This window comes from Priestia sp. YIM B13552 (assembly GCF_042787775.1).
Taxonomy (GTDB): domain Bacteria; phylum Bacillota; class Bacilli; order Bacillales; family Bacillaceae_H; genus Priestia; species Priestia megaterium_E.
This window is the reverse complement of the sequence record NZ_JBHZOU010000003.1, coordinates 123321-147212: the sequence shown is the minus strand read 5'-3', so window position 1 is coordinate 147212 and position 23892 is coordinate 123321. Positions and strand designations below refer to the sequence as shown.

Annotated in this window: 31 protein-coding genes and 1 pseudogene; 1 reads left to right on the top strand and 31 read right to left on the bottom strand. The window is 35.6% G+C overall.

Annotated elements, in window-relative coordinates; genetic code table 11:
- Positions 1-13 precede the first annotated feature (13 nt).
- The 4 genes from ACFX40_RS12875 to ACFX40_RS12860 form a co-directional block, all read right to left on the bottom strand.
- Positions 14-1009 carry an LLM class flavin-dependent oxidoreductase gene (locus tag ACFX40_RS12875; protein WP_225049839.1) on the bottom strand — a complete coding sequence of 332 codons (996 nt, stop codon included), beginning with the start codon at positions 1007-1009 and terminating at the stop codon, positions 14-16.
- Positions 1010-1023: 14 nt separating this feature from the next.
- Positions 1024-1308 (bottom strand): DUF3219 family protein, encoded by a 285-nt coding sequence (locus tag ACFX40_RS12870; protein ID WP_014459792.1) that lies wholly within the window; start codon positions 1306-1308, stop codon positions 1024-1026.
- 134 nt (positions 1309-1442) lie between these two features.
- On the bottom strand, positions 1443-2036 hold the full coding sequence (gene uptA, locus ACFX40_RS12865) for an undecaprenyl phosphate transporter UptA (protein WP_014459791.1): 594 nt from the start codon (positions 2034-2036) through the stop codon (positions 1443-1445).
- Positions 2037-2130: 94 nt separating this feature from the next.
- Entirely contained in the window at positions 2131-2850 is a 720-nt protein-coding gene (locus tag ACFX40_RS12860) for an endonuclease V (protein ID WP_060746950.1), read from the bottom strand.
- A gap of 268 nt (positions 2851-3118) precedes the next feature.
- Between ACFX40_RS12860 and ACFX40_RS12855 the strand changes: the two genes are divergently transcribed.
- Positions 3119-3994, top strand: a complete 876-nt coding sequence (locus tag ACFX40_RS12855; RefSeq protein WP_377255152.1) for a glycerophosphodiester phosphodiesterase — start codon at positions 3119-3121, stop codon at positions 3992-3994.
- Positions 3995-4028: 34 nt separating this feature from the next.
- On the opposite strand, the gene ACFX40_RS12850 is transcribed toward ACFX40_RS12855, so the two are convergent.
- From ACFX40_RS12850 to ACFX40_RS12720, 27 genes and pseudogenes are all read right to left on the bottom strand, one after another.
- Positions 4029-4541 carry a hypothetical protein gene (locus ACFX40_RS12850; protein ID WP_098791893.1) on the bottom strand — a complete coding sequence of 171 codons (513 nt, stop codon included), beginning with the start codon at positions 4539-4541 and terminating at the stop codon, positions 4029-4031.
- 27 nt (positions 4542-4568) lie between these two features.
- Positions 4569-5063, bottom strand: a complete 495-nt coding sequence (locus ACFX40_RS12845; protein ID WP_098791892.1) for a hypothetical protein — start codon at positions 5061-5063, stop codon at positions 4569-4571.
- Positions 5064-5116: 53 nt separating this feature from the next.
- Complete coding sequence (locus tag ACFX40_RS12840) at positions 5117-5647, bottom strand: ankyrin repeat domain-containing protein (protein WP_263034117.1); 531 nt, start codon at positions 5645-5647, stop codon at positions 5117-5119.
- Between the two features lie 116 nt (positions 5648-5763).
- The gene (locus ACFX40_RS12835; RefSeq protein WP_165575062.1) at positions 5764-6276 is read right to left on the bottom strand and encodes an Imm6 family immunity protein; all 513 of its coding nucleotides are present in this window, start codon (positions 6274-6276) and stop codon (positions 5764-5766) included.
- A gap of 76 nt (positions 6277-6352) precedes the next feature.
- Entirely contained in the window at positions 6353-6811 is a 459-nt protein-coding gene (locus tag ACFX40_RS12830; protein ID WP_047750816.1) for an antitoxin YezG family protein, read from the bottom strand.
- A complete protein-coding gene (locus ACFX40_RS12825; RefSeq protein ID WP_263034116.1) occupies positions 6802-7314 on the bottom strand; it encodes an ankyrin repeat domain-containing protein in 513 nt (170 codons plus the stop codon). Before ACFX40_RS12825 ends, ACFX40_RS12830 begins: the two co-directional genes overlap by 10 nt.
- A gap of 139 nt (positions 7315-7453) precedes the next feature.
- Positions 7454-7831 (bottom strand): ribonuclease toxin immunity protein CdiI, encoded by a 378-nt coding sequence (cdiI, locus tag ACFX40_RS12820; protein ID WP_047751848.1) that lies wholly within the window; start codon positions 7829-7831, stop codon positions 7454-7456.
- A gap of 113 nt (positions 7832-7944) precedes the next feature.
- On the bottom strand, positions 7945-8415 hold the full coding sequence (locus tag ACFX40_RS12815; RefSeq protein ID WP_033579207.1) for an SMI1/KNR4 family protein: 471 nt from the start codon (positions 8413-8415) through the stop codon (positions 7945-7947).
- A 90-nt stretch (positions 8416-8505) separates the two neighbouring features.
- On the bottom strand, positions 8506-8985 hold the full coding sequence (locus ACFX40_RS12810) for an antitoxin YezG family protein (protein ID WP_263034115.1): 480 nt from the start codon (positions 8983-8985) through the stop codon (positions 8506-8508).
- Between the two features lie 53 nt (positions 8986-9038).
- Entirely contained in the window at positions 9039-9494 is a 456-nt protein-coding gene (locus ACFX40_RS12805; RefSeq protein WP_230932747.1) for an immunity protein YezG family protein, read from the bottom strand.
- Positions 9495-9620: 126 nt separating this feature from the next.
- Positions 9621-10109, bottom strand: a complete 489-nt coding sequence (locus ACFX40_RS12800; protein ID WP_377255704.1) for an immunity protein YezG family protein — start codon at positions 10107-10109, stop codon at positions 9621-9623.
- 322 nt (positions 10110-10431) lie between these two features.
- A complete protein-coding gene (locus ACFX40_RS12795; protein ID WP_377255147.1) occupies positions 10432-10938 on the bottom strand; it encodes an ankyrin repeat domain-containing protein in 507 nt (168 codons plus the stop codon).
- A 141-nt stretch (positions 10939-11079) separates the two neighbouring features.
- Positions 11080-11922, bottom strand: coding sequence for an immunity protein YezG family protein (locus ACFX40_RS12790; RefSeq protein WP_263034114.1), 843 nt, complete (start codon positions 11920-11922; stop codon positions 11080-11082).
- Between the two features lie 59 nt (positions 11923-11981).
- A pseudogene (locus ACFX40_RS12785) lies at positions 11982-12194 on the bottom strand (SMI1/KNR4 family protein); the annotation flags it as partial.
- 174 nt (positions 12195-12368) lie between these two features.
- Entirely contained in the window at positions 12369-12938 is a 570-nt protein-coding gene (locus tag ACFX40_RS12780) for a suppressor of fused domain protein (RefSeq protein WP_263034113.1), read from the bottom strand.
- 178 nt (positions 12939-13116) lie between these two features.
- Complete coding sequence (locus ACFX40_RS12775; RefSeq protein ID WP_263034112.1) at positions 13117-13596, bottom strand: SMI1/KNR4 family protein; 480 nt, start codon at positions 13594-13596, stop codon at positions 13117-13119.
- 59 nt (positions 13597-13655) lie between these two features.
- Complete coding sequence (locus tag ACFX40_RS12770) at positions 13656-14201, bottom strand: ankyrin repeat domain-containing protein (protein WP_153254699.1); 546 nt, start codon at positions 14199-14201, stop codon at positions 13656-13658.
- Positions 14202-14422: 221 nt separating this feature from the next.
- Positions 14423-15061 (bottom strand): SMI1/KNR4 family protein, encoded by a 639-nt coding sequence (locus tag ACFX40_RS12765; RefSeq protein WP_228116953.1) that lies wholly within the window; start codon positions 15059-15061, stop codon positions 14423-14425.
- A 98-nt stretch (positions 15062-15159) separates the two neighbouring features.
- Positions 15160-15645 (bottom strand): antitoxin YezG family protein, encoded by a 486-nt coding sequence (locus tag ACFX40_RS12760; RefSeq protein WP_263034683.1) that lies wholly within the window; start codon positions 15643-15645, stop codon positions 15160-15162.
- Positions 15646-15857: 212 nt separating this feature from the next.
- On the bottom strand, positions 15858-16322 hold the full coding sequence (locus ACFX40_RS12755) for a hypothetical protein (protein ID WP_195696836.1): 465 nt from the start codon (positions 16320-16322) through the stop codon (positions 15858-15860).
- A 455-nt stretch (positions 16323-16777) separates the two neighbouring features.
- Positions 16778-17293, bottom strand: a complete 516-nt coding sequence (locus ACFX40_RS12750) for an Imm6 family immunity protein (protein ID WP_025751639.1) — start codon at positions 17291-17293, stop codon at positions 16778-16780.
- A gap of 29 nt (positions 17294-17322) precedes the next feature.
- Positions 17323-17736, bottom strand: coding sequence for a hypothetical protein (locus ACFX40_RS12745; RefSeq protein WP_028413068.1), 414 nt, complete (start codon positions 17734-17736; stop codon positions 17323-17325).
- Between the two features lie 272 nt (positions 17737-18008).
- Positions 18009-18518, bottom strand: a complete 510-nt coding sequence (locus ACFX40_RS12740; protein WP_025751637.1) for an Imm6 family immunity protein — start codon at positions 18516-18518, stop codon at positions 18009-18011.
- A gap of 174 nt (positions 18519-18692) precedes the next feature.
- Entirely contained in the window at positions 18693-19391 is a 699-nt protein-coding gene (locus ACFX40_RS12735; RefSeq protein ID WP_114895647.1) for an SMI1/KNR4 family protein, read from the bottom strand.
- Positions 19392-20090: 699 nt separating this feature from the next.
- A complete protein-coding gene (locus ACFX40_RS12730; protein ID WP_114895648.1) occupies positions 20091-20804 on the bottom strand; it encodes a pentapeptide repeat-containing protein in 714 nt (237 codons plus the stop codon).
- A gap of 19 nt (positions 20805-20823) precedes the next feature.
- Positions 20824-21603, bottom strand: coding sequence for a hypothetical protein (locus ACFX40_RS12725; RefSeq protein WP_114895649.1), 780 nt, complete (start codon positions 21601-21603; stop codon positions 20824-20826).
- Positions 21604-21652: 49 nt separating this feature from the next.
- A complete protein-coding gene (locus tag ACFX40_RS12720) occupies positions 21653-23875 on the bottom strand; it encodes a ribonuclease YeeF family protein (RefSeq protein WP_377255142.1) in 2223 nt (740 codons plus the stop codon).
- Between the last annotated feature and the right edge of the window lie 17 nt (positions 23876-23892).

Here is a 23892-nt window from a genome sequence, read left to right as displayed (position 1 = left end):
CGACATTTGGCTCTTATTTTTTGCATTTCTCTGCGACAAGCTCATATGATTTTAATCGGTCAGCCGGATCGTGTGTAATGGTGACAAGCATGAGTTCATTCGCTCCGTAGCGTGCTTGAACTTCTTGAAGACGGACGTGTACTTCTTCTGGGTCTCCGATAATCATGGCTTCTTTCATCTTCTTCATTTTTTTCTCTTCTTCTTCTGTAAGCGGATAGCTGGCCGCTTCTTCAATAGAAGGCACGCCTTTTGCTTCCATTTTATCCTGCTGAATTTTCCATACGAGTGAGCTCGTTGCGATGCGATGCGCTTGCTCCGTTGTTTCAGCGCAAATGACCGATACAGTGACAATCGCATAGGGCTGATCACCGGTCCGTCTTGGCTGAAATGCCTGTTTGTACTGATCAATAATAGCTGAACCATCTTGTTCACTCATAAACTGTCCAAACGTATAGGCCATTCCGTTTCTAGCGGCGAGCTCGGCACTTTTTTTACTTGTGCCAAGCAGCCAAGGTTCCGGAGAGACAGGAGGCAGCGGCGAAGCTGAAAGCTTTGCGTATTCATGTTCAGCCGGAAATTTATCGTCTAAAAACTGCAGAAGCTCTTCAACAAGTTCAGGCATTTTAAATACTTGCTGCAAGAAGTTATCCGACAGCGCATTTGTTGCTTCAGCCGATCCACCCGGCGCGCGCCCAATTCCTAAATCAATTCGCCCTGGAAACAGCGTTGCGAGCATGTTATACGTTTCCGCTACTTTATACGGCTTGTAGTGAGGCAGCAGCACCGCTCCCGATCCAATTCGAATTCTATTAGTTTGTGCGCCGATATAGCCAAGCATCACTTCAGGAGCCGAACAGGCAAGTCCAGACAAATCATGGTGCTCTGCAATCCAGTAGCGCTCATAGCCAAGCTTGTCACCCGCTTTGGCCAGCTGCATCGATGCTTCTAACGCTTCCGCTGGGGTCTGATGGGATGAAACAGGCGATTGGTCGAGTATACTTACTTTCATCACACATCTGCTCCTTATTCGTTCACTTCAATTAAACTTAATGAAAAATCCCCTACCTGGCCTTTTTCATATAAATTGGTAAAAGACGTAGAGTACTGATGAATCGTTCCTTGAAAATCCAGATCTTCTTCCGGGACATTTACATGAAAAGTACCTTTATATAAAAGTGTAGTAATATCATGATATTCCTCACTTGTTACTTTAAAATCAACTGAAACTTTTGTTTTGCCTTTTACAATTTCTTGTTCATAGCTGTAAATTTGAATAGGCGTATCATTTAATACAATTTCTTGTACCACGTTAAATCGTCTCCTTTTTTAGTGCGTATGAAAAATAATAGCACTTGAAGAAGTCATGAGCAAATAAAAGAGCTTGTTTTTGTTCATGCAAAAAAAGCATGGCTTTTTGCCATGCTTTTAGTCCAAAAACGATCTTATACGCGCTTTGTACGGGTGCGTTTGAATACGAAATAAAGAACAATAATAACAAATGCCGCAACCACAAACGGAAGCGTATATTTGCTTGCTACGTCTTCAATGTTCGCCCAGTTCTCGCCTAGCTTTCCGCCTAAGTAAATAAATAAAATTGACCAAGGAATCATCGCTAACACGGTTAAAGACGTAAACTTCCAAAACGGCATTTTAGCAATACCTGCAGGAATCGAAATTGCATGTCGAACAACCGGGACAAAACGGGCGGAGAAAACAACGCCCGCGCCGTATTTATTAAACCAGTTTTCCGCAAGATCAATATGCTTATCATGAATAAATAAGTACTTGCCGTATTTTTGAAGAAACGGACGTCCTCCGTAGGCTCCAATCCAATATAAAAACCACTGTGCAATCGTTCCGCCAATAATTCCGGCAATGACTGCTCCAGGAAAACTAATCATGCCTTGAGAAATCATATACCCCCCGTAGGCTAGTACAATTTCACTTGGAATGATTTCAATCATTAAGCCGAGCGCAATACCTAAATAGCCAAGGCTCGTTAAAAAATCCAAAATACTCGTAATAAATGAACTCACCTTTAATCACCTTACTCATTCTTTAATAATTTTACACTACTACTATATTCCAACCATCAGTATAAAAGGAAACTATGAACTCACTATGAACAGCTTACTTCCCTGTTGACTGCCGGTACCTTTTCCGCAGCTCATGCGTATGCAGATCCGCTAGGCGGACCGGAATCGGAAGCTTACTTTCTTTTGAAATAAAATGCATCATAAGCTGATACGACATGTCCAAATCAATATAGTTTCCGCACGACAGAAAAATAGGCTTTACCCCTTTGGCTGTCCTTACTACTCTACCATAAACTTCATCATCAATCACAATATCTTCATAAGCGCCCTCTGTATCTTCAGGCATAACGTAATCATGTCCCTTGATCTTTAAATAGCTTTTCCCAATTCCAACGGTAGGTTTATTGAGAAAAAACGAAGCATGTGTGGCTACTCCCATGTGCTCGTAGTGCAAATATCCGTTGCCATCAAATAAAAACACGTCGGGCTCTATTTGAAGTTTTTTAGCCGCTTCAAGAATTAAAGGAAGCTCTCGAAAAGCTAGGAATCCAGGAAGATAAGGAACGGTTACTTCTCCTACACTGTGCACTTTTTCTACAACGTTTTTCGTCTGATAATCAACCACTACAATGCTGCAAGCTCCGTAAGATATGCCGTTTTCTTCCCAATACGCAACATCAACACCAGCACAGTTATGTATATGCGTCGTTTTGACCCGTGATGTTAAATCAATTTGTGCTTTTAGCTTTTGCTGAAGCGTCCGGCACTCCTCTTTTGTTTGCATCGTAAACGTATGTATGTACTGAATATCCATGTTCCATTCCTTTCATTGACTGACTCACCTATTATACAACTATTTTCTAAGAAATTCCTATTCTTTTTTTCACACCTTTTATTATAGCGCTGTTTCCTTAACGTTTGATTAAAATTCCTATTCGTTTACGCATTTTTTGTAAACATCGCCATGAAAAAATCCCTATTTTTCTTTACGAAATGTCAACGCTTTCTACACACTTTCTCTATATCAGCATCACATTTTTTCGTTACGCTGTTTCTATACCAACGCATAGGAGAGAAATGTGATGAAAAAATATTTAGCTGGTCTAAGCGTAGTCGCCTTATTATGCTGTTCGATTGCTTCTTCTGCTTTTGCACGCACGGAAGAAAAACTCACAAATATCGCGCACCGAGGAGCCTCCGCTTACGCACCTGAAAATACAATGGCTGCTTTTCACCAAGCGCTAGAAATGAATGCGGATTACATTGAACTTGACGTGCAGCAAAGCAAAGACGGTGTACTCGTTATTATGCACGACCGTACCGTAGACCGAACAACAAACGGAAGCGGACACGTTCGAGAGCTAACGTACGCTGAGCTTCAGCGCTTGGACGCAGGAAGCTGGAAAGGGGATTCTTTTACGAATGAAAAAATTCCAACTCTTTCACAAGTGTTAGATGAATTTCAAGGAAAAATCGGTATATTAATAGAGTTAAAAGCCCCGGAACTTTATCCTGGAATTGAAAAAAAAGTAGCTTTTGAAATCAACAAGCGAAAGCTCGATCACGTTATCATTCAGTCTTTTAACGTTTCATCCATGAAAAAGATGCATGAGCTTCTCCCAAACGTTCCTATAGGCATACTAACTTCTTCAGAGCGAGATACAAACCCAAACTCAATCCGGCAATTTGCTGACTTTGCCACTTACTTTAACCCTTCCTATGATATCCTAACGCCTGCTCTCATCCACCAAGTTCATTCTGCCGGAATGAAAATATCGCCGTGGTCTGGAACCAAGCGGCTTCCGGCTTCATTTTTGTGGAAAACAAAAAGTGACGGAGTCATTACAAATTATCCTGATGAAGTGAATTGGGTGCAAACATCAAGTGCTATCGGACAACAGCTCGAAAAAGGAAGCGCACGCCGAGTAATTACACTTGCCGTCACAATGTGGCCATAGTCCCTGCAGTCTTTTACTAGTAACCTCGTCTTCCTTACTGCCTTTTTAATGCTTCAATACGTTTAATTTCACTGAAATACTGAAAGTTCCCTTTAAAACATCTCTCCATCGTTTTAAAAAACTGCTCCGCTCCTCCTAACACCATCATAAAAAAGTCTTGTTTCGGAAGCACTGCTTTTATGGGAGGAGATGTATGCAAGGTATACAGTACAAACTGTTCAGAAGCCGATTTTAAGGTTAATACTAACGGTTGATCTGGAAAATTCACCTTTCCATATCCGGTCTCTTTTAAACTCTCCATTGCATTCAACAAATAAAGCCACATCCCATCTATAACATCCCATGCAGATACATCAAGAAGCGGCTTACCGTAGTATTCAAGCTTAATAGCTCCTTCAAGACAGGTAAAATCAAACTGATTACCGTAACGAATGAGTTCTTCTTCGTTCGATATATCGATAAAATAGGTAGATTCCTTTTCATATAGAGATGATAAATCGGTAATCAAAATATCTGGACGCTTAATGAATGTTTGAACACGAAACATCGTTATCCCTCCATGCCCTGTTTGCTTTCACAGCTCAAATAAATTTTCTCCGTCCTTATTTACCCAATACTTTTCTATTTTTGGAATCAAACCTGTAAAGTCTTCATACATTCCTTTCCAATCGCTTGGAACATATTCTTCAAATGAAGCCGGTTCAGGAAACAGTGAGTAGAACGTTTTTTGATCAAAGTTCACTAAAAACGAAGGGCTAAAATCTAATACGTCTTCTTCATCTTCGCTTTCTATTTTATCTTTAAACAGCTTTAAAAGAGTAGCTGCATCTGCTTTATATGACTCTATACGTTTTAAAAAAAGCTCAGCATTTTCACTGCTAAGAACCTCGATTCCTTTTCGTTCAGGTTCCATGTATTCATTAACCGCTGAACCACCTTCACTTTCAAAAGCTTGTGCAAACTTTACATAATCTAAATACCATAGCTCTCGATCGGTTACATACCATTGAAACTGCTTTTTATGTATCACTCCGACAATTACGTTTTCAGCATATATGGGTTCTAGCATGAGATGGACCTCCTTGCTTTTATTAGTTTTGTGACCTGTTGTATACGATTTTATTAGTCTTCAAGCACTCTCTTTTGTACTTTTCCATTCAGCTTTCGTTTTAAATATTCAGCAATTTCTATTTGTCCAAATTCCTTAGCATATCGGTACGCATCCATCCTCTTAATATTCTCCCCCGTATATTGAACGGAAATATCTATACCTTGATTAACTATATATTCAACTATTTTTTTATGACCACCGTAAATTGCTGCGAATAATGGATTTCTTTTTGCTGAGCTTACATCTAATTCTGCTCCAGATTGGATTAAGTACTGTACTATATCTACATGCCCCTCACCTGCTGCCACTCGTAAGGGAGAAGCATCAAATATATCCCCTTTTATATTTACATCGATTCCTTTATGCACTAGATACTCTACTATTTCCATCTGTCCTTTTTTTGCTGCTATATGCAACCAGCTACCAAATGGAGTCATGGTATGTAGAATTTCTGTATTACTACCTATTAATTCTTTGACTGAGTTAATGTCACCAAGTTTAATTGCATTTCTTATTGCTTTATTGACGCTGTTTTTCTCCAAATCATATCCCCCTTAATGTAGTCGCCCATTATTGCCGTGTTTTAATATAGACATCTCCCTCAATAATTTAGCTGTTTCTACCGTTTTTGCTTTTAAATAGTTGTGATCAATTAAAATCACTGTCGTATTTGTAGTTCTTTTAACACTTTTGTTCGCAGATCATTCATTGTTTTCCTATTCGTATCATCATTTAATAAAGAAGTTAATCTTTCTATGTAACTATCCGCATTCTCTATACATCTTTCAAAACCATTTATAAAATGCTCTACTAATGTATCATCCACTAAAGCAATGGGTTCGGGGTAATATTCGACGCCTTCTCTTTCAAATGCTTTTCTACTAGTATAAGCAACTGCATCAATAATACAGTCCCAGACTATCACATCTGTTTTATTATCTGACATCTCTTGAATTATTGTGATACCATTTTCCTCGTGATCTAATAATTCATAAAGAGTATCTCCACTATTTTCTTTGTCTTTTAACCCTTCCCAGCATTTACATATAACTTTCCGGGCTAAAATTTGATCTTCCGTACGAGAAAGTAACGGTACCACTTTTTCTGAAAGTGCCAGAAAAAATATCACTTTATCATGTTCTGTTAAACTATTGAAGTTAGCATTAGTCATTCTTAAACTCCGTTTCCATTTCCCTCACTATGATGAGCTTAACGCCTCCGTCCATATATCTTTTGCTCTTCTATGATTAGGAAAGAAAGTTTTTTATGATCTTTTTATCATATTCATCTTCTGAAATAATCCCTAAGTACTTATACTCCCAAATCACCTGTTGTTCATACGGGTCAACAGTAAGAATATCTTCATACCCGTAGTCTATCTCAAATTTCCCATCATGACCTAAATGCAAAGTTAAACTTGTCCATATCTCCTGCTTGTTTTCTATAAATACATCTAACAACTCACGAAAGCACTCTAACTGTTTATCTAATAACACTAAGTAGCTCTGTTCTGACACCTCAAATAGTTCAGGTATATCATGACTATATATAGGTTCATCGCTTCCTTTTGGATAATAAAAGAAATACGTTGCTTGAGAACCTTCTCCTACTTCTGCATACAAATAGATTTCTCGCCAGTCTTCTTGTATCATTTCCTTTAAATTATCGGCCACCTTTTGATAAATATTATTAAGCTTTAATTCCATCTACTGTCCACCTTCTGCTTTAAATATTCAGCAATTTCTATTTGTCCTCGTTCAATCGCAAATGTGTAAGCATCCATTTCTTTCATGTTTTCACCAGAGTATGTGATCGATATATTAATATGATTCTCAACTAACAGTTTAACCATCTCAAAATGACCGTTATATATGGCAGCAAACAGCGGATTTCTATCTGGTTCACTGATATCAATTTCAATATTATGGTTAATAAGATACTTAGCAATATCTATATGTCCTTTTGCAGCCGCTCTTTCTAAGGCATTGGTAGAAAAAGTTCCTCCTTGTGCATTCACATCTATTCCAGCACGAATAAGGTACTGGACGATTTCTAAATGACCATGAGCTGTCGCTACATGTAGCCATGTACCAAAAGGTGTGACCCATGTTAACATTTCTGGCTCTTTCTCAAGTAAGTCTCTCACCTTATTTAAGTGACGACCTTTTATAGCACCTCTAATAGCTTTTGCTATGTGAGTTGTTTCCATTTTTCGTTTTCCCTCTACTTTCTACCTTGTAGAATCCTCTCCAAAATATATCGTCTCTCTGCTTGGTGTGATGCGCTGTAGTGTGGGGAGCTTATTGTCTATAGCAAGACTCGATTCGTTGCTTCTTTATATACTCCTACTAGTCTTCATTACTATGATTTTGTTTGATTTTATGTAAAAGAGCCATCACTTTTTCTTTATCATGGGCATGATCTTCCATATATACGTGGCAAATTTTGTGCAAGTAAGTTAAAAACGTTTCATAATCGACAATAACACTTTTGTCAGTGTCACCCGTACCGTCTAGAAATTCAATGCCGTTTTCAACATAGCCCTCTTCCCACGGCTCTAAGTCGTCTGAAAATGTACAAATGTGGTACTCATTTCCATAACCAGTTTCCTCTGAAAAATAGTGTAAGACTTTTAAAAATTTTTGATCTGATAAAGCGCTATAAAAACTTATCATGGGAGACAACGTACAATCTATATCATGAAATAATTCTACGATCTTCTTCATTCGTATCCCCTTTTTATAATTAATTGAATCAACATTTACTATTTGATCACGCCTACTTCTATGAGAGCCTCAAAAAATCCACAATTATTTTCATGCCCTACTTTAGCTGCGGATTAATGAAGCATAGCTAAAAATTCTTTGAATGTATCTGCAACAGGGTACGTGTTCGGCTCAAGCTCAGCAGAATTTTCATGATCCCATACACAAACGCTAGGGTTATCTCTTGAATTTCTATAATCTAAACACACAAAATCTCCTGCAAATAAAGTCGCGATTGGTAATAAAGCTACTCCCAATAAATCTCCATCATCTGTAAGCCGATCCTCTAATTGAGTCCATGTTACATCAATATCAAACGTACCGGCTTCATTGTTCTCTGGGGCTTCAAGAATACATAAAAACCTTATTAATACATAGCTATGACTCTTCACTTTAAAAGCTTTTGCTTCTGGAGAAGCCCCGTTATTTCTTTTTATCATTTGTTTATAGTCTGGAGGTAATTTCACTCTCCAAAACGCTTCCTTTTCAGCTAGTAAATTATCCGATGGTAATGGATAAATGATTGAATCTTTTTTTATTTCCATTGAATGTACTCCTTCTCTGTAGTATTCTTTCATTCCCTATTGAAATATGTATATTTAACATAATGAATTACACTATAAGCTGTTCATTTTTTATCTATCTTTTACAGCCTCGAGATATCTCTTTAGATGCTTTTGTCCTAGCTTACTTTTTGGCAAGATACTAAGGTATTCATATTTCCATATTGTCTTCCTATCATGGGAATCTGCGGCTGAAAGATCATCATAATTAAATTGAATCGTAAACGTTTCTTTGTGATTAAAAATTAAAGTGAAGCTGGTCCATGGCTCTTGGTTCTCACTTCCGGTAAACACTTTCCACAATTCTTGGATGCAGTCTAATAATTTGTTCCATTGTTTAACATAGTCTTCTTCACTTACAGCAAAAATTTCAGGAATGTCATGACTGTATATAATTTCATCACTGTTATTAGGATAATAATAGAAGTACGCTGTTTGGGCACCATCAACAACTTCACCATAAAGATAAACTTTAGAACACGCTTCCGGAATGGTCTCTATTACGATATTGCCCATGTCTTGATATAGCTTATTCACTTTTTCTTCGTTCATCTAACATTCCTCCTGCTGCCTTGTTAAATTGCCTAAGAAGCCCTAGCAAAATATTAAAGCCTATTACGTTTCACCTTTTCAAACCACTCATTAGCATTATAACTAGCGGTTTTAACATCATCATTTGTATAAACCAACTCGTAATTGTATTCCGCTGTAAAGTGGCCGCTCTTCACATCATAAATTAATTTCATCTCCGTTGGCATGTCTCTGTTATTTTCTTTACACAGCGCTTCAATTTTTTCAATATCTTCATTTAAAATATCTAATACCATAAATCCTCTTTTCGGAGATGTATCATATCTTTCATCCTCATCCTCTAAGGCGTCGTTCACTTGATGAGATTTTACATATTGATTGTTAATAAGATAAAAAAACTTACTAGCGATAATGTTTCCTTCACACGAAGCATAGATATACACTTTGTCGGCTCTATCGTCAATATATTCTATACAAATTGATATCATATCAGCTTGGAGTTCACTGAATCGGTCTTCAAATTCTTTCATATGATGTTGCACCTCGCTTATAAACTTTTAATTCTACGCTTGTAAAATATTCCCTTGATGCAATTCTTTAGGGTTAATTTAGTACCTTCATGAGGTGGGAATTTAACCACAAATACTGGATTTATGCTAGATTGGATTATTGGGATACTCATTTAAATACTTATTGATTAAAGTCTTGCTTTCGCTATCATCTGGTTCTGTTCCTAAATATTTATATTCCCAAATCACTAGCTGGTCATCAAAGCTGTAATCCGTGTCAAACCAATTTGTATAATCATGATGCACCTTCAATTTTCCATCGCTATCAACAGATAGCGTAAAAGAGTACCAAAGTTCTTGCTGATTATCTTTAAAAACGTTTCTTAATCTATTACTTAACTCAAATAAAGCTCGATCCTTCATTTTATAAAATTCTTTATCAATATCGTATTCATAAGGAATTTCTAAACTATATTTATAGTTACTTTCATTATCAAGGGTATTATAAAAAAAGTAAGTGCCTCCTCCAGTTTCTGATATTTGAGCATAAAAATAAAACTTTCCCCATTCTTCTGGTATCATTTTATTCACTGTTTCAGAAATTCCCCTATAAATTTGATTTATTTCTGTTTCCATACTCAATATGTTCGACCACCTAACTGTTTTTCCAGTTTATAACGCGTTCCTTACTGTACCATCCATTAATGTTTCTCTATAACTATTATAAACCACTACAATAAACTCATCATTACTCTTATCATAAAACACTAAAGTACTAAATACTTTCTCTCTACTTCCTGCATTGCATTCTTTACATTTCAAATACTAACTTTTTACTCCAACATAAAAAAAGAATTCGACTCTTTTCGAATTCTTTTCCTAATTTAACAACTTCTCTCCTCATTTTTTTGCTCTTAAGCAATTTGTACCACCTGCATGAGAGACAATCTAAACCCAATCAATTTTCAGTCATCCTTTGCTTTAAATATTCAGCAATCTCAGTCTGCCCAAACTCTCTTGCATATTCATAGGCATTCATATTTTTGATATTTTCTCCCGTGTATCTAATCGACACATCTATTCCTTTTTGCACTAAATATTTAACTACTTCTTGATGCCCCCCATAAATTGCTCCAAACAGTGGATTTCTCTTCGCTAAGCTCACATCTAGTTCTGCTCCAGATTCTATTAAATACTTTACTATCTCTAAATTACCGGACCCAGCTGCTAAATTTAACGCAGAAGCATCAAATGTCCCGCCTTTCGCATTAACGTCAATTCCTTTTTTAACTAAATATCGGACGATTTGAAGGTTCTCTTTTTTAACCGCTACATGTAACCACGTACCAAATACATTCACGGTATTCAAAGTCTCTATATCATCGCCTATTAGTTTTTTCACTGCGTTAATATCGCCAGTTTTAATGGCATTTCTTATCAATTTCTTACTATGGTTTCGGTTCACTATGCAAACTCCTTCATTATCATCTACAAATAACTTATTATATAATCCTTATCTGTGCTATTAAGTAACTGTTGAAGAAAATGAATATCATCCTTATCCATAAGTTCGTGCCTCCTTTTAAAAACACTCAGATACTATAACTCATTGATTATTGCTGTTAAAATCTTCTTCATATCTTTTCATTTTCATCATTTGTTCTTTATCTTTTTCATCCGCCAATTCTCTACTTAAATATTTGTACTCAAAATACTTAATTCGAGCTGAAGGGCCAAATAGTGAGTCGTTCCAGTTTACATAACTAAAGTGCACCTTTAATTTTGTTTCATCATTTACTATCATCGTAACTGAATACCAAGGTTCTTGTTGATTCTCCATAAATACGTTTTGTAATTGAACCGTTAAATGAAATAATTCATGAAGAGAATGATTGTACGCTTTTTTTTCGACTTGATATGTTCGAGGTATTAAATGTGAATATTGATATTCATTTTCTTCTCCTACAACTTTATAAAAGAAGTATACTCCACCTTCTCCATCTTTCACTTCACCATTAAAGTAAAAGCTGCCCCATTCAACAGGAATCATATCGCTTATCTTTTGAGTAATTTTACGATAAAGTGTTTGAAGTTCATTTTCAAATGACATATGATTTCCCTCTGCTTCATTAAGCACTAAGTTATCCATTTCTTCCCTATCTTTTGCAACGCCTTCTGTCGTTTTGATTAAATTTTTCACCATATTAAGTGTAATCTCTTCTTCATCTTCACAAATCTTAATACTTGCTCCCATTAAAAGTAACTCTTCAGCAGACACTACTAAACCTTCCAAGGCTTCTGCATCATAATAATCACATACAATCACAGGGATTCTCATACTGATATTTTGTTTTATGTCGCTTATAGATTTAAGTGTTTTTTGTCTTAATAAAGGAATATATTTATTAACATTTGAGTCATTAAAAACTACTAAACTAATGGTATGCATATGTACGACTCCTCCTACTCAGTCATCAAAACATTCACGGTCACTTGCTGATGTAATCTTTAGTCATGTAATTTATCAAGAAATTCAGTAAATGTTGCTGCAACGTAAAATACATTTTCTCTTGCACGCTCTTCCGCCTGCTCTTCTGTTAAACCCTCTTACTCGATTAACATTTCTTTTTACCAAGCGTGTTCATGTTCCCCAAAAACTACAATTGGATTATCTTCATGCCCTTTGTAATCAAAACATATTAAATTCCCCGCGGAGTCAAATCCTGTACATTCTTTAAATAAATTAGTATCAGTTATGTTTGTAATCGATTACGAGGTGGATTATAGGTCACCCGCAAAACCATCTGTATCACTTGCTGCTTCGTATTTTGCAGTGACGCCCTTATATAGACAGCTAAGTGTTTTACAATTATAGTTTTCAGTAAGTACCAGCTATCAAATTACAGACTTTCTATTAACATTAAAAGGATCTACATCGCTTTCTTCTAACAACTCTTCAAACTTTTCTGCTCCGTATGTTATAAAAAAGTCATATTCAGCCTGAGAAATAAAGAAACTTAACAAAACTTTACCCATTTGTTGTGTGCTCTCAGTATCTAGCTCATGATATTCTTCGGGAAAAGCAAACGGTTCAGTAAAATAAACGGAATTTTTATCGTATTTTTGATAAAATGACTTTTCAATACTTTCAATACCGCTAACCGCTGTTCCAAGCCCTATTTCTATTTCATTACCGAGACAGTAAAATAACACATTAGCTAAGATATATCCTGTGCTATTGAATGCTTTATCCACTACCATTGAAATTTCCATATTATCTCTTAAAACTTCTTCATAGTTACTTAATCCTAATGTATTAAAAACGAAACATTCTTCAAAGACATTTTCATATTTTAAAATTTGTATACTAGGAAGCTCTTCATTATTCCGATAAATTTCTCGGTCTATTGGCTCACCTAGATACTTACTGTAATGATCGTAATAAAGCTCTCCGTAGTTAATCATTTTTTGACCTCTCCTCCACATTTCCTATTTACGTCTCTTGCTCTCAAGCTAGGTGTTCTAGTTGATTACAATTTAAGACGCTTGAAATGATATGTTCTTAGACAAATAAAAGCATTTAATACTCATATAGAATATCAAATGCTTTCTATTCATATGTTATAAACATTTCATTTTTTAGTCATTTAGGTTCATATAAACCATTTAAAAATTCAGTAAAGTTATCTGCAACATTATATGTAACAGGCTCAAACTCACCGGATTCTTCATGAGACCATATACAAACAGATGGATTATTTTTATCTGTTCTAAAATCTAAGCATACAAAGTCACCCGCAAATACACTAGCTATTGGCAATACCTCTGCCCCTAATAAGTCTTCGTTATCAGTTAACCTTTCACCTATTTGTGAAAATACAACATCTATGTCATAAATCCCTTTTGGATGATTCTCGATATCATCTACTATACACAAAAATCTTTCTAAAGCATAACCACGGTTGTTACACTCAAATGTCGCTTCTTCAACCTTTACTCCATTATTTTCTTTTATAAAATTTAAAAAAGAATTTGGTAATGTAAGCCTCCAAAATTTTTCATGTTTTTTTATTAATCCTGCTGAAGGCAACGGTTTTACTACAGTGTCTCGTTTAATTTTCACCTTTTTCTCCTTTCGCCAAAAATACGCTATCTCAGATTATCCAATTATGAATAGTTTTATTAAAAACTACTTTTTTCAGCTAACGACTTCATGACTTTTTTCATATCCTCAGTTCCACGTTCTTCAATTACTTGTTTTAATGAATAACCAAATTTATTGGAATCATTAAAATTCGGTCGTTTTTCTAAGCAATGTACAACTAAATGATTTCCATCCTGTGTCCGTTCTTTTAATACTTCTTGACATAGAGACAATATTGCAGAATTAGCAAATTTTTTATCTTTTAAATTTAAATCCACGCCCATTTCAACCAACCTATAAGCTACATCAACAGCACCTATGCAATTAATATTTGCTGCTACATAGTGCAATTCATTACGTCCTTCATTTGAAATAACATTAACCTGTGCATTGTTGTCTAGTAAAATTTTTGCTGTATCAAACTTTCTACTAATCAATGATGTCTCAAGTAAGCTTGTACCATTTTTATCCACAAAGTTCACTACTTCTTCCATACATTTATTTTCAATATTCAACTTCTTTAAAAAATCTTCGAGATTTCCAAATTTTATAACAGTCCCAAAATCGGCTTTATTAAGATCCATATAATCACTACCTCCCCCGTTTATACTTATGACCTCAAACGGTATTTAATAGTTCATCATTTGGTAAAGGTAAAACAATGGTATTATTATCTACTTTCATATTTTTTCACTCCTTGTTACTTTCTTTCTCTACGTTTATATACTTATTCAAATCCTATAACCATCCATTCATCTACTACGTTCCAAAAGTTTAAATTATACTCTGGCTCTTCTTTTGAAGATCACAAAGTAGCGTTGTCACCCAAACTGTTTTTATAATCCACTACTACATAAGTTCCCATTCCATTACTGAAAAATCCATATGAAGATGCGAAGTCAATTTTTAAATTACGTTCTCCAATTTCTTCAACAATGTCCCATTCATAATTGTCTAAATACGTAATGGTTTCTGGAGACTCTAACCCCATTGACTTACTTGGATAGTAGTAAAACCCGCTATGAACATTTTCATAAAAGCTTCTAATTTTATCTGGAATTTTACTCCAATCTTCTTCAAGCTGTTCGTTATTAAAGTACTCTTTAAGATTTCGACCTTCATAATATAAAATTTTCCTTCTGGCATTTTTCACCGAATATAATATAAAATATCGATCACCAATAGCCATTAATTCAACATCTATCAAAAATTCCTTTAAAAAAGATATGGTGTTGCTCATTTCATTACTTACATATCTTTTCCATATGGTTAATACCTTACTTATCTTACTAGATTTATCTTTTTCTTTAAAAATTTCTCTCCATTCATCAGGAATTAAATCCTTTTGGATATGATCGATGTTAGTAGACTCTATTAAGCTTACAGATAGTTTCTTACTTAATGTATACTTATTTAAGAAATCTAATTTATCTTGAAGCATCATTTCTACCCACTCCCTATTCTTCTAAAGTCCAGCTATTAAGTCCTGTATGTTCAATTTATGTTTACTGCTTCCTTCATTTGTATAGCCTTAATCAGTATTTAAATAGGATTATTTGGATACTCTTTTAAATATTGATTTAGTAAACTTTTAGTTTTTTCATCCGCCGGTGCTTCATCTAAATATTTATACTTCCAAATCTTTTTCTGTGCTACAAATCCGTAATCTGTATTCAACCAATCTGTATAATCAAATGATACAGAGAACTTCCCTGTTTGCTCTAACATTAGCGTAAAAGAATACCATAGTTCCTGGTTATTTTCTTTAAAGATTTCCCTGAGCTGTTCACTAAGATCAAAAAGCTTATCTTCTTCATTATTAAATTCTAGTTCCGATATGTTAAATTGTTTTGGTATATCTAGACTATACGTGTAGCTATTATCTCTAATTGATTTATAAAAAAAGTAAACTCGCCCCCCTGATTCATCAATCTGTGCATAAAAATAAAATTTCTCCCATTCTTCTGGAATCATATTATTAACCGTTTCTGCTATTTCTTGATACAATTCCTGTAACTGGCTTTCCATTTGCATAAAATTTATCCTCCTGACTGGTTTTCAACTGTTGCTATCCCTAGTTCTTCATCTTCAATTTGGTATGTTATCCTAACTGTTTATCTTTAACTTTTTTATATTTCTTCAAATCCATGTCAAACAACTAAAAAAAGACACTATGATACTTATATATCGTAGCAACTATTAAGCTGACACATCTTATGAACTCTAGCTTCACAAAAGAATTAGCGCTCTTCTTTGCACAAATATAAGTATTGGCCAAATTCAGGAAACACATCCCAGTTTTTTTCAAGGGTATTGTTTGCTTCGCGTTCCTCGACTGAACCATTTTTTAAATCACGCTTTTCCATTGCTATGTAACCATCTTCTCGGAAATTCAAAATCAAACTACTTACTTCTGTATTAGTTTTATCATCATATTCCCAATACATGGCTGTTCTTAAAAAAAGCTTACCTTCACTCATAACTTCGAAATCATAATTTAAATATTTACGAATTAGTTCATCATAAAACCCTACCGAAACCCATTCATTTGTAATATTTATAATATACTTGTGCTTCTCATCTTCCCTTAGTACGACCGTATAGGGTTTATGTTTTTGGTGGTATGTGTATGCAGTATGCTCATCAAGAATGTTCCAAGGCTTCTTTTTGATATCTGACCATTCGTCACAATAATACATTTCCATAGTCACTTGTACACCTTCCCATAATATTTCTACTAACAGTGCTGTTTTTTTTCACAAATTCTTTATACGTTTCTGGTAAATTCATTCTCCATTTACCTTCCTTTTCAGAAAGCACAGTATCGTCCGGCAAGGGATAAATGATTGACCATCCTTACATTCCATTTGTATACCTCTTTAACATTGTGATGAAGTGTAATATTAAAAGGCGATATATCCATTTGGCTTCTGATCATCGTCCTTCTCATAAAATTCAAATATTAACTTGATATTCCTTGATGATGCTACCTTCATAAACTTTAATAAAGCATCATTCAAGTATACAAAATGTAAATATCTCAAAAAAACAACCAAAAGCAGCTGTCATCTAAAAGTCTCATCTGCTTATCTTTGAAGTTAAAATCTGCTTTTAAAAGTATAGCTAAATAATTACACATTTTTAGAAGTTTCTTAGTTATCTATTTCTCAATAGACTCATCAATAAAAGTCTTTATTGAAATTAAATCTACCCTTTTATCAGCATTCTTTGGATAGTTTTCTTCAAGAAAGTGTAATAGCTTATCTGAGATACTATTATTCTCATATACCTTTTCAAAATTTGTTATGAAGCTTTCAACAGTCTGATAATCAACACTTTCAATAGTCTGGGGAAGATACTTTTCTTTTTCATATTGATACGCCTCCCAGATTGTATATGCCAGAGCATTTCCAATACATATCCATACTTTTTCATTATCTTTATCATCGGCCAGTTGCATATAAGTCATGATATCTGTTTCATCTATGTTTTCTAAATATACATACAGGCTATCTGCGTCAAAATCCTTTAATTTTAGCCATTCCCAAGCTTTTTCTAATGACTCAACCGCTACTTCAAATCCTTTAGATTCAGAAATCTTGTTGATAATTAAATTAGATAGCGACAATAGATATACGACTTTAGCATCCTTGCTCAAATTATTAAATCGATTCATTTGATTTGGTGATCCTCCTTCATACATGGTTACCTTTTGAGTAATTTTATATATTTCGTGTCTTTCCCTTCAAATAACCTTCCTTCTGATTTTCGATTAGCTATATCAAAAAACTCTTTGGCAATTAAAAGGGATCCCAACTCATAATAAATAACGCCTGAAATAAACTCTTTTTCACCATCATCAAATCGTTTAAAGCCTGATGAGTATAGATGAGTTAGCCAATATTGGGCACTTTCATAGTCATTCATTATGATAAAGGTATCAATGATATCTTTTACCACCTCATAAGTATCACTATATAACCCTTTTGGAAGCGGAATCTCTTCCCACCCTTTGATTAATACATCAACAGATTGTTGATAATTTTTCTGTTCAAATAACTGATCACTTTTCACTCTATATTCTCCAACTCTTTGTTGGATATTTAATTCCATTTTCATTTACATTCTCCTTAATAAAATGGGATGACTTGTTAAGACTAAAGATACATTACTATTTAATAGTTTTGCACTTATAAAATTTGACTAGACCTATTGATTCCTATCCTAAAACATAAAAAGCGCCTTTTTCTTTCCTTTAACAATTACGTGCTGTTAAAAATAATGCATTTAACTGCTTTTTGAGGTGTGCTTACTGTTAGTTCTCACCATTTGCTGTAGTGGTCTACACTTACTCATTCGTTCTGTTTATTTAATAGGTTCCATACACTGAGTTAAAATAATTTCATAAAGTCTTCTCTTTTTATTGAGGTTTCATTGCTTATACACTCATAATCATAAAGAACTAATTCCATTCTTTCAATTTCCTCTACTGTGATAAAACCGGTTTCAACTGCGCTATTCAAAAAGACAGTGATACTATCTGCACCGATACCTTCCAGTGCTTGCGGTACATATTTTACTTTTTCGTTTTTATAAGCTTCCCAAGATGTATAAGCGACGGCATCCACTAGTAGTGACCATAGCCTAGCCATATTCAAGTCTTCTTCTTCCTCAGCAAATTCTGAGATCCCTGTATAGTCTGCACTATCAATAAGCTCATAGAGTTCATCTCCAGTTACAGTATGAGATTCACCCCATAACCAACATTTGTCTAACGCTTCTCTACCTGCTGGATATCTTTCATCACCTTTACTTATTACAGAAAATACTCTTTCAGCAACAATTAAAACAGCCCCAACTTTTCGTTCACTTTGTAAATTAATAATAGATTTATTTTCCACAAAATCCTCCTTATGTTTATTTAATAATCTTTCCATTTTTTTAACGTACACGTAATTCATTTTTGAACTTTTCTATGATTGTACTGATTGTCCATAAAAGAAAGCACCTGCTTCCTTTTATGGACAATCAAGTGCTATATGCTATATAAACTTAGTTTATTTACACATTATTTTTTAATTATCTTGTAACCCTATTAAAATCCATTCATCTACAATATCCCAGAAATCAACAATATATTCAGGCTGGTCATTGGTGAACCACAGTGTTGCTCTATTATCCGTACAATTGTTCAAATCCACCGCAACGTATCCACCCATACCATTCTCAAAAAATCCATAAGTGGTATCAAGATTGATTTCTAATGGATGCTCTAAATCATCAAGAATCCCCCATTCATCTTCTTTAAAATAAGTTACTCTCTCTAACGGTACTAGACCCATTGCTCGACTTGGCATATAATAAAAGCCATTATGTAACTTTCCGTAAAATTTAACAATAGATTGCGGAACACTTGACCAAGCTTGTTGCATGTCTAAATCGTAAATTGATTTGTTTGGTATTCCCCCTTCATAATAAAGAATTTCGTCATTTTCACTCTTCACGCTATATAGAATGGCGTACTGTCCATTATCTATAATGAGTTCAACATCTATTAAATTCTCTTTTAAATATGAGATCGTATGACTTAATTCTTTTTCACATACCCGATTCCATAAAGCAATTATTTTATCTTTCCTCTCAGTCTTGTCAGTTTCTATAAATACTTCCATCCATTCTTCCGGGATTTTCTCTTTCTCAATACTTAGTAAGTCTTCATTAGATACAAACTCAATACTTTTTCTGTATTGTTGTAGAAAAGATAACTTATTCACTTAGAATCACTCCTATTTATCCTCTTAAATTCATTTATTAAACTATATTTATTTTCTTCTGTTAGACTATTGTAGAAACCTAGGTGATTTTCAGTATTCATCATTTTTTGGGTCTATTTAAGCTAGTCAGTATATTTAAAATCATGAGTTTTCGGCTTTTCACCTGTCATATTACTTCAATACATTTTGTTTTCGTATCGACCAATGATCTTTAGTGATTTTTTGTGGAACTGGCTTCGTTTGAACAGGAACTTCCAAAATTAATTCTCCCTCTACTCGACCACCTTTTAAAGTGTTTAGGTTAAATTTACCAGAATAATATTTTTTAGTAAATTCACTTAAATAACTTAATGCGGTCTTTTCTTGTACTTCAGTCAGTTGAGTGAATTTCCTCGAGACAATTTCCCCACCTAGAATATAAGAATCAACAACATATTTCTTCCCATTGTTTTTTCACAAAATTGGGTATTGATTTCTTTTTAGATACTGCTTTACCATTCTCTTTAGCATACTTATAAAATTATCATGTTCATTTCACCTTTCATACTGAAATACAAAAAGCACTCATCGTCTCTCTTAGACAATTAAGTGCTTTAAGTTTGCAAGTTTTATAGTGAGAGTGTGACACCCTTTACATGCTGTGACAAATCATACATTAAAACGTAGGTGCCAATTTTACATACAATTTAAAATCAACTTCTATATCATTTTCAACACTTGTTCTTTAACATTTTCGTCAAACTTAGCTCCTTCTACATTTGCTCCTGTCCAAACTACATTGTCGAGTTTAGCACCGGTAAAATCCGCTTCTGTGAAATCCCCATTTAAAAGGATTGCTCCGGTAAAATCCGCTTCTGTGAAATTAGCATTTCTAGCATCTACCGCTGATAAATTTACATTTTCCAAATGCGCTTTTTCAAATTTACTATTTGTCAGATTGGCACCGCTGAAATCCGTTCCCGTACAGTCGGCCTGTTCCGCATCAATTCCTGACAAATTTGCATGGCGAAATGTAGCATGATTTAAAATTGTTCCAACTAATTCTCCATGTGAAAAATCAGCCTCATCAAAACGAGTTTCAAAGCAACTACTTATATTTATCTTTGCATATTTCATATTTGCTTTAGAAAAATCCGCTTCGCCCAACCTACAATCTGCCATGTTAATTTCCTCTAAATTACAACTTCTGAAATCAGCTAACTCAAAATCGCAGTCATGAAACGCTGCTCTCATTAGTGAAGAGGCTCTCAACACAACACGTTTTGCCATAATACGCCTTGCCATTACTTCTGACAGGTCTGAAAAACTAAGGTCTAAATCACTCATATCTACCTGATCTATAACCTCATCATTATATTGAGATCTATTTACTATTTCCATAACCCTTATTCGCTCATTACTTTTCTCATCCATGATTACAAATTCCTTTCCTTTAATTTTCTAGATACTTCTTCCAAGCAACATTGGGCGAATACGTGACAACCATTCGACTTTCATGAAAACTTGGCACAGCTATTACTTGAGCTGGTTCTAAGTATTTCATTACATGTAACCACCGATCTAGCAATGTATCCCTATCAGCTTCTAATGGATTTTGTAAAAGATCCATACAAACCCCGCCCCATTCTAATTCCGATACGACAGCGGGAGTATTTAGTAAGAATTCTTTATCAAACATTTCCAAAACCTGACCACTAAAATATGTTCTAGCTCCTACCCCCAAAGGACCGTTAGGAAGAAATCTAACCGGTATAGGTAGAGATGAGATATTCATCCATTTTTGTAAACGTTCACGTTCAGTATTCCAAGGATTAGGTACTGGCCAACAAATTTGAGCTACTCCAAAACAAGGTTTTGCAACTTCTGCGATTTGATCAGATAGCACAAAAAAATCTGACCAAAATTTTTGAGGAATAGATTTTTGAAATTCAAATTTCAGAAATGAACCATAGTTCAAGTTAACTTCAAAGCGTCCTCTATAGTGCACAGATTTATCACGATACAGATGAACTTCAGATACTTTACGTCCCGAAATTACTTCTTCTAGAATTTCCTCACGATTATATTCTACCCGTACCGTTTCAGCGTTCCCCCAATGAGTAGGAGCAAATTTTTCATTTGACTCAAACACATCCAAAAGACGACCTAATAGCTCCTCTTCGTTAAAAGCTACTGTGGGGTACATTGAAATTGAAAAATAATTAGGTTTCATCTATATCCTCCTTAATATCACTAAAATAAAGTTATACAGCATTTTCAATTCACTGCTTTATCCACATACCACCACCAGGTATAGTTGGATCTGGATACCATTTATGTGTCACTTTACCACTCTTTGGATCAGTATAGAAAATTTCACTATTTTCTCCTAAAGGCCCACTTGGTCTTGGCCTAGGAGGAATCCCATTTAAATCGGGATTATCACTTGATATCGTCACGATATGACTTCCTTTTGTTTCTTTCGCCAGTTCTCTTTCAGCTCGCATTTGACTGTCATTATGAATAACATGTTCTTTGTCACTTATTTTGTGTTTGTGATCATGAACCACGTCAATTTCACCCTTACTATTACGCCCTATACTGTCTGGACGCGTAAGATGCCCTTCACTGGATGTATAGGTAACAACCTCACCGACGTTATTGTTTTCTAGCTTACGATCAAGATGTTCTCCTAAAGCTTTTCTTCCTTTTATTTCTTCTTCTCTACCACGCTCTGTAATCTTTTTTAGATTCTCATTCCTAACATCCCATTTTTCACGATCTAAAGGTTTTTTCGTTTCTTCACAATAACGATCATATCTAATATCATCCGCTACATCATACTCTCCTCGAGCTTCAGCTTCATCTATTTTCTTTCGATAATATATTTCTCGTTCTGGAGTTAGTTTAATTTTGTTTGGGTTTGTATTACTACCTTTACCCGTACCCTTAGTACCTTTTTGAATTTGACGTTCACTCACACGCTCTACTTTTACAGGCTTTTCAATCATCTGCATCGTCTGCTGCTTCACATTCTGCAAGGTCTCCCTCACCGTCTGCTGGGCAAGTGCTGGACCAGCCGGCACAAGTTCTGGCCCCAGTCTTGGCATGCTGCTGTCTAGGATGTTGTTATATGTTTTATGTAGCGACTGTGTCCAAGAGGCCGGTGCGTTTTTGACGCTTTGGTAGGCTTGCTTTGTGACGTTGGCAACGGCGCTTGTGCGAAGCGTGTTGCGCATGTTGTTGAGCTTTTCGGTTCCTTTGGTCGCAAGGCTTTGTCCCATTTTTCCCGCTACCTTCGTAGAAAGCGCTCCAGCTCCAGCAATTCCTAATGCTTGCAGAAGACTTGCTTTACGCTGCTCTTCACTGATTTTATTCCCGAACATGTCGCGTCCGGTCATATATTCTCCTAGCCCGTTTGCGGCCACAAGACCGTAGAGGCCTTTTTCCGTTTGCTCCAGGACTTTGAAGGATTTAGCGGATTTGTAGGCGTCTAAGGCGTGATCCGCTGCGCTTAGGCCTTTAGCCGTTTTGTAGATGGCTTTTCCGCCTTTTGCGGCTCTTCCTACCCAGCCGACAACCGGAATGAAGCCGGCTGCTGCCATGGCTCCCGCTGCGACGCGCTGTGAGGTAGAAAGTTTTTCACCCGTAACAGGGTCCACGCCTTCTGCTGCTCGTTTATAATCATAATATCCGCTGACCTCTCCTGTAAAGGTAGAAACCGCGTCCCACGTTTTTTCATACCACGGCTTGTTTGCTTCTTCTTCTTGCTTTTTTTCCAGCTCGTATACTTCTTCTTGCTGCTTGTTGTAGTCAACATATGAAGTTGCATAGTCGTTTAGCTTTGTTTGAACTTTATACAGCTCGCTGTCGTGATAGGCTTTTTCGTCAAAGGCAAGCTGATAGACACTTCCTCCTTGACTCGTAGCAAGCTCTAAGCCGCTTACTAGCATATCCACTACCGCATAGAAGTCATCCATTTCGCTGTATTCTTTTGACCATTCAGCGTCAAGCTGGTTCACTGCTTCAATTGTATCGGTGCGTTTTTTCTCTGCTTCTTCTATTTTATCGTTAAACTCACTCGTTGAAAACGCTGAAATAGAGACGATATCGTCAATGCCGTTTAAAATACTCTGCAGATCTTCGTGCTGCTGCGCAACCATTTCTTTAGCATTGCTGTTGGCGTTTTTTAGCTCTGTTTCTAAAAATGATTCAGTTACAATCGTGCTTCCTGATAGCTTTGCTTTTTCAGCTTTAACGTGAAGCGTTGAAAAATAGCTTTGCTGCATTTTAATTAAGTTTTCCCACTGTCCGGCCGTATCGGCGTGCTGCTTATAAAAAGATTTTATATTGTCAGCGCCTTTTCCTTCTAAGCTGCCATCTAAGTCCGCTACGCCCTGCAGCGCTTTTTTCAGTTCACCCAGCTGGCTGAGTAACTCATCGTAGGCTTTTTCCCTGTCTTTTGCTACATCAAACAGCGCTTTTGCATCGTATACCTTTCCCACAGTCATCCCCCTTTGCT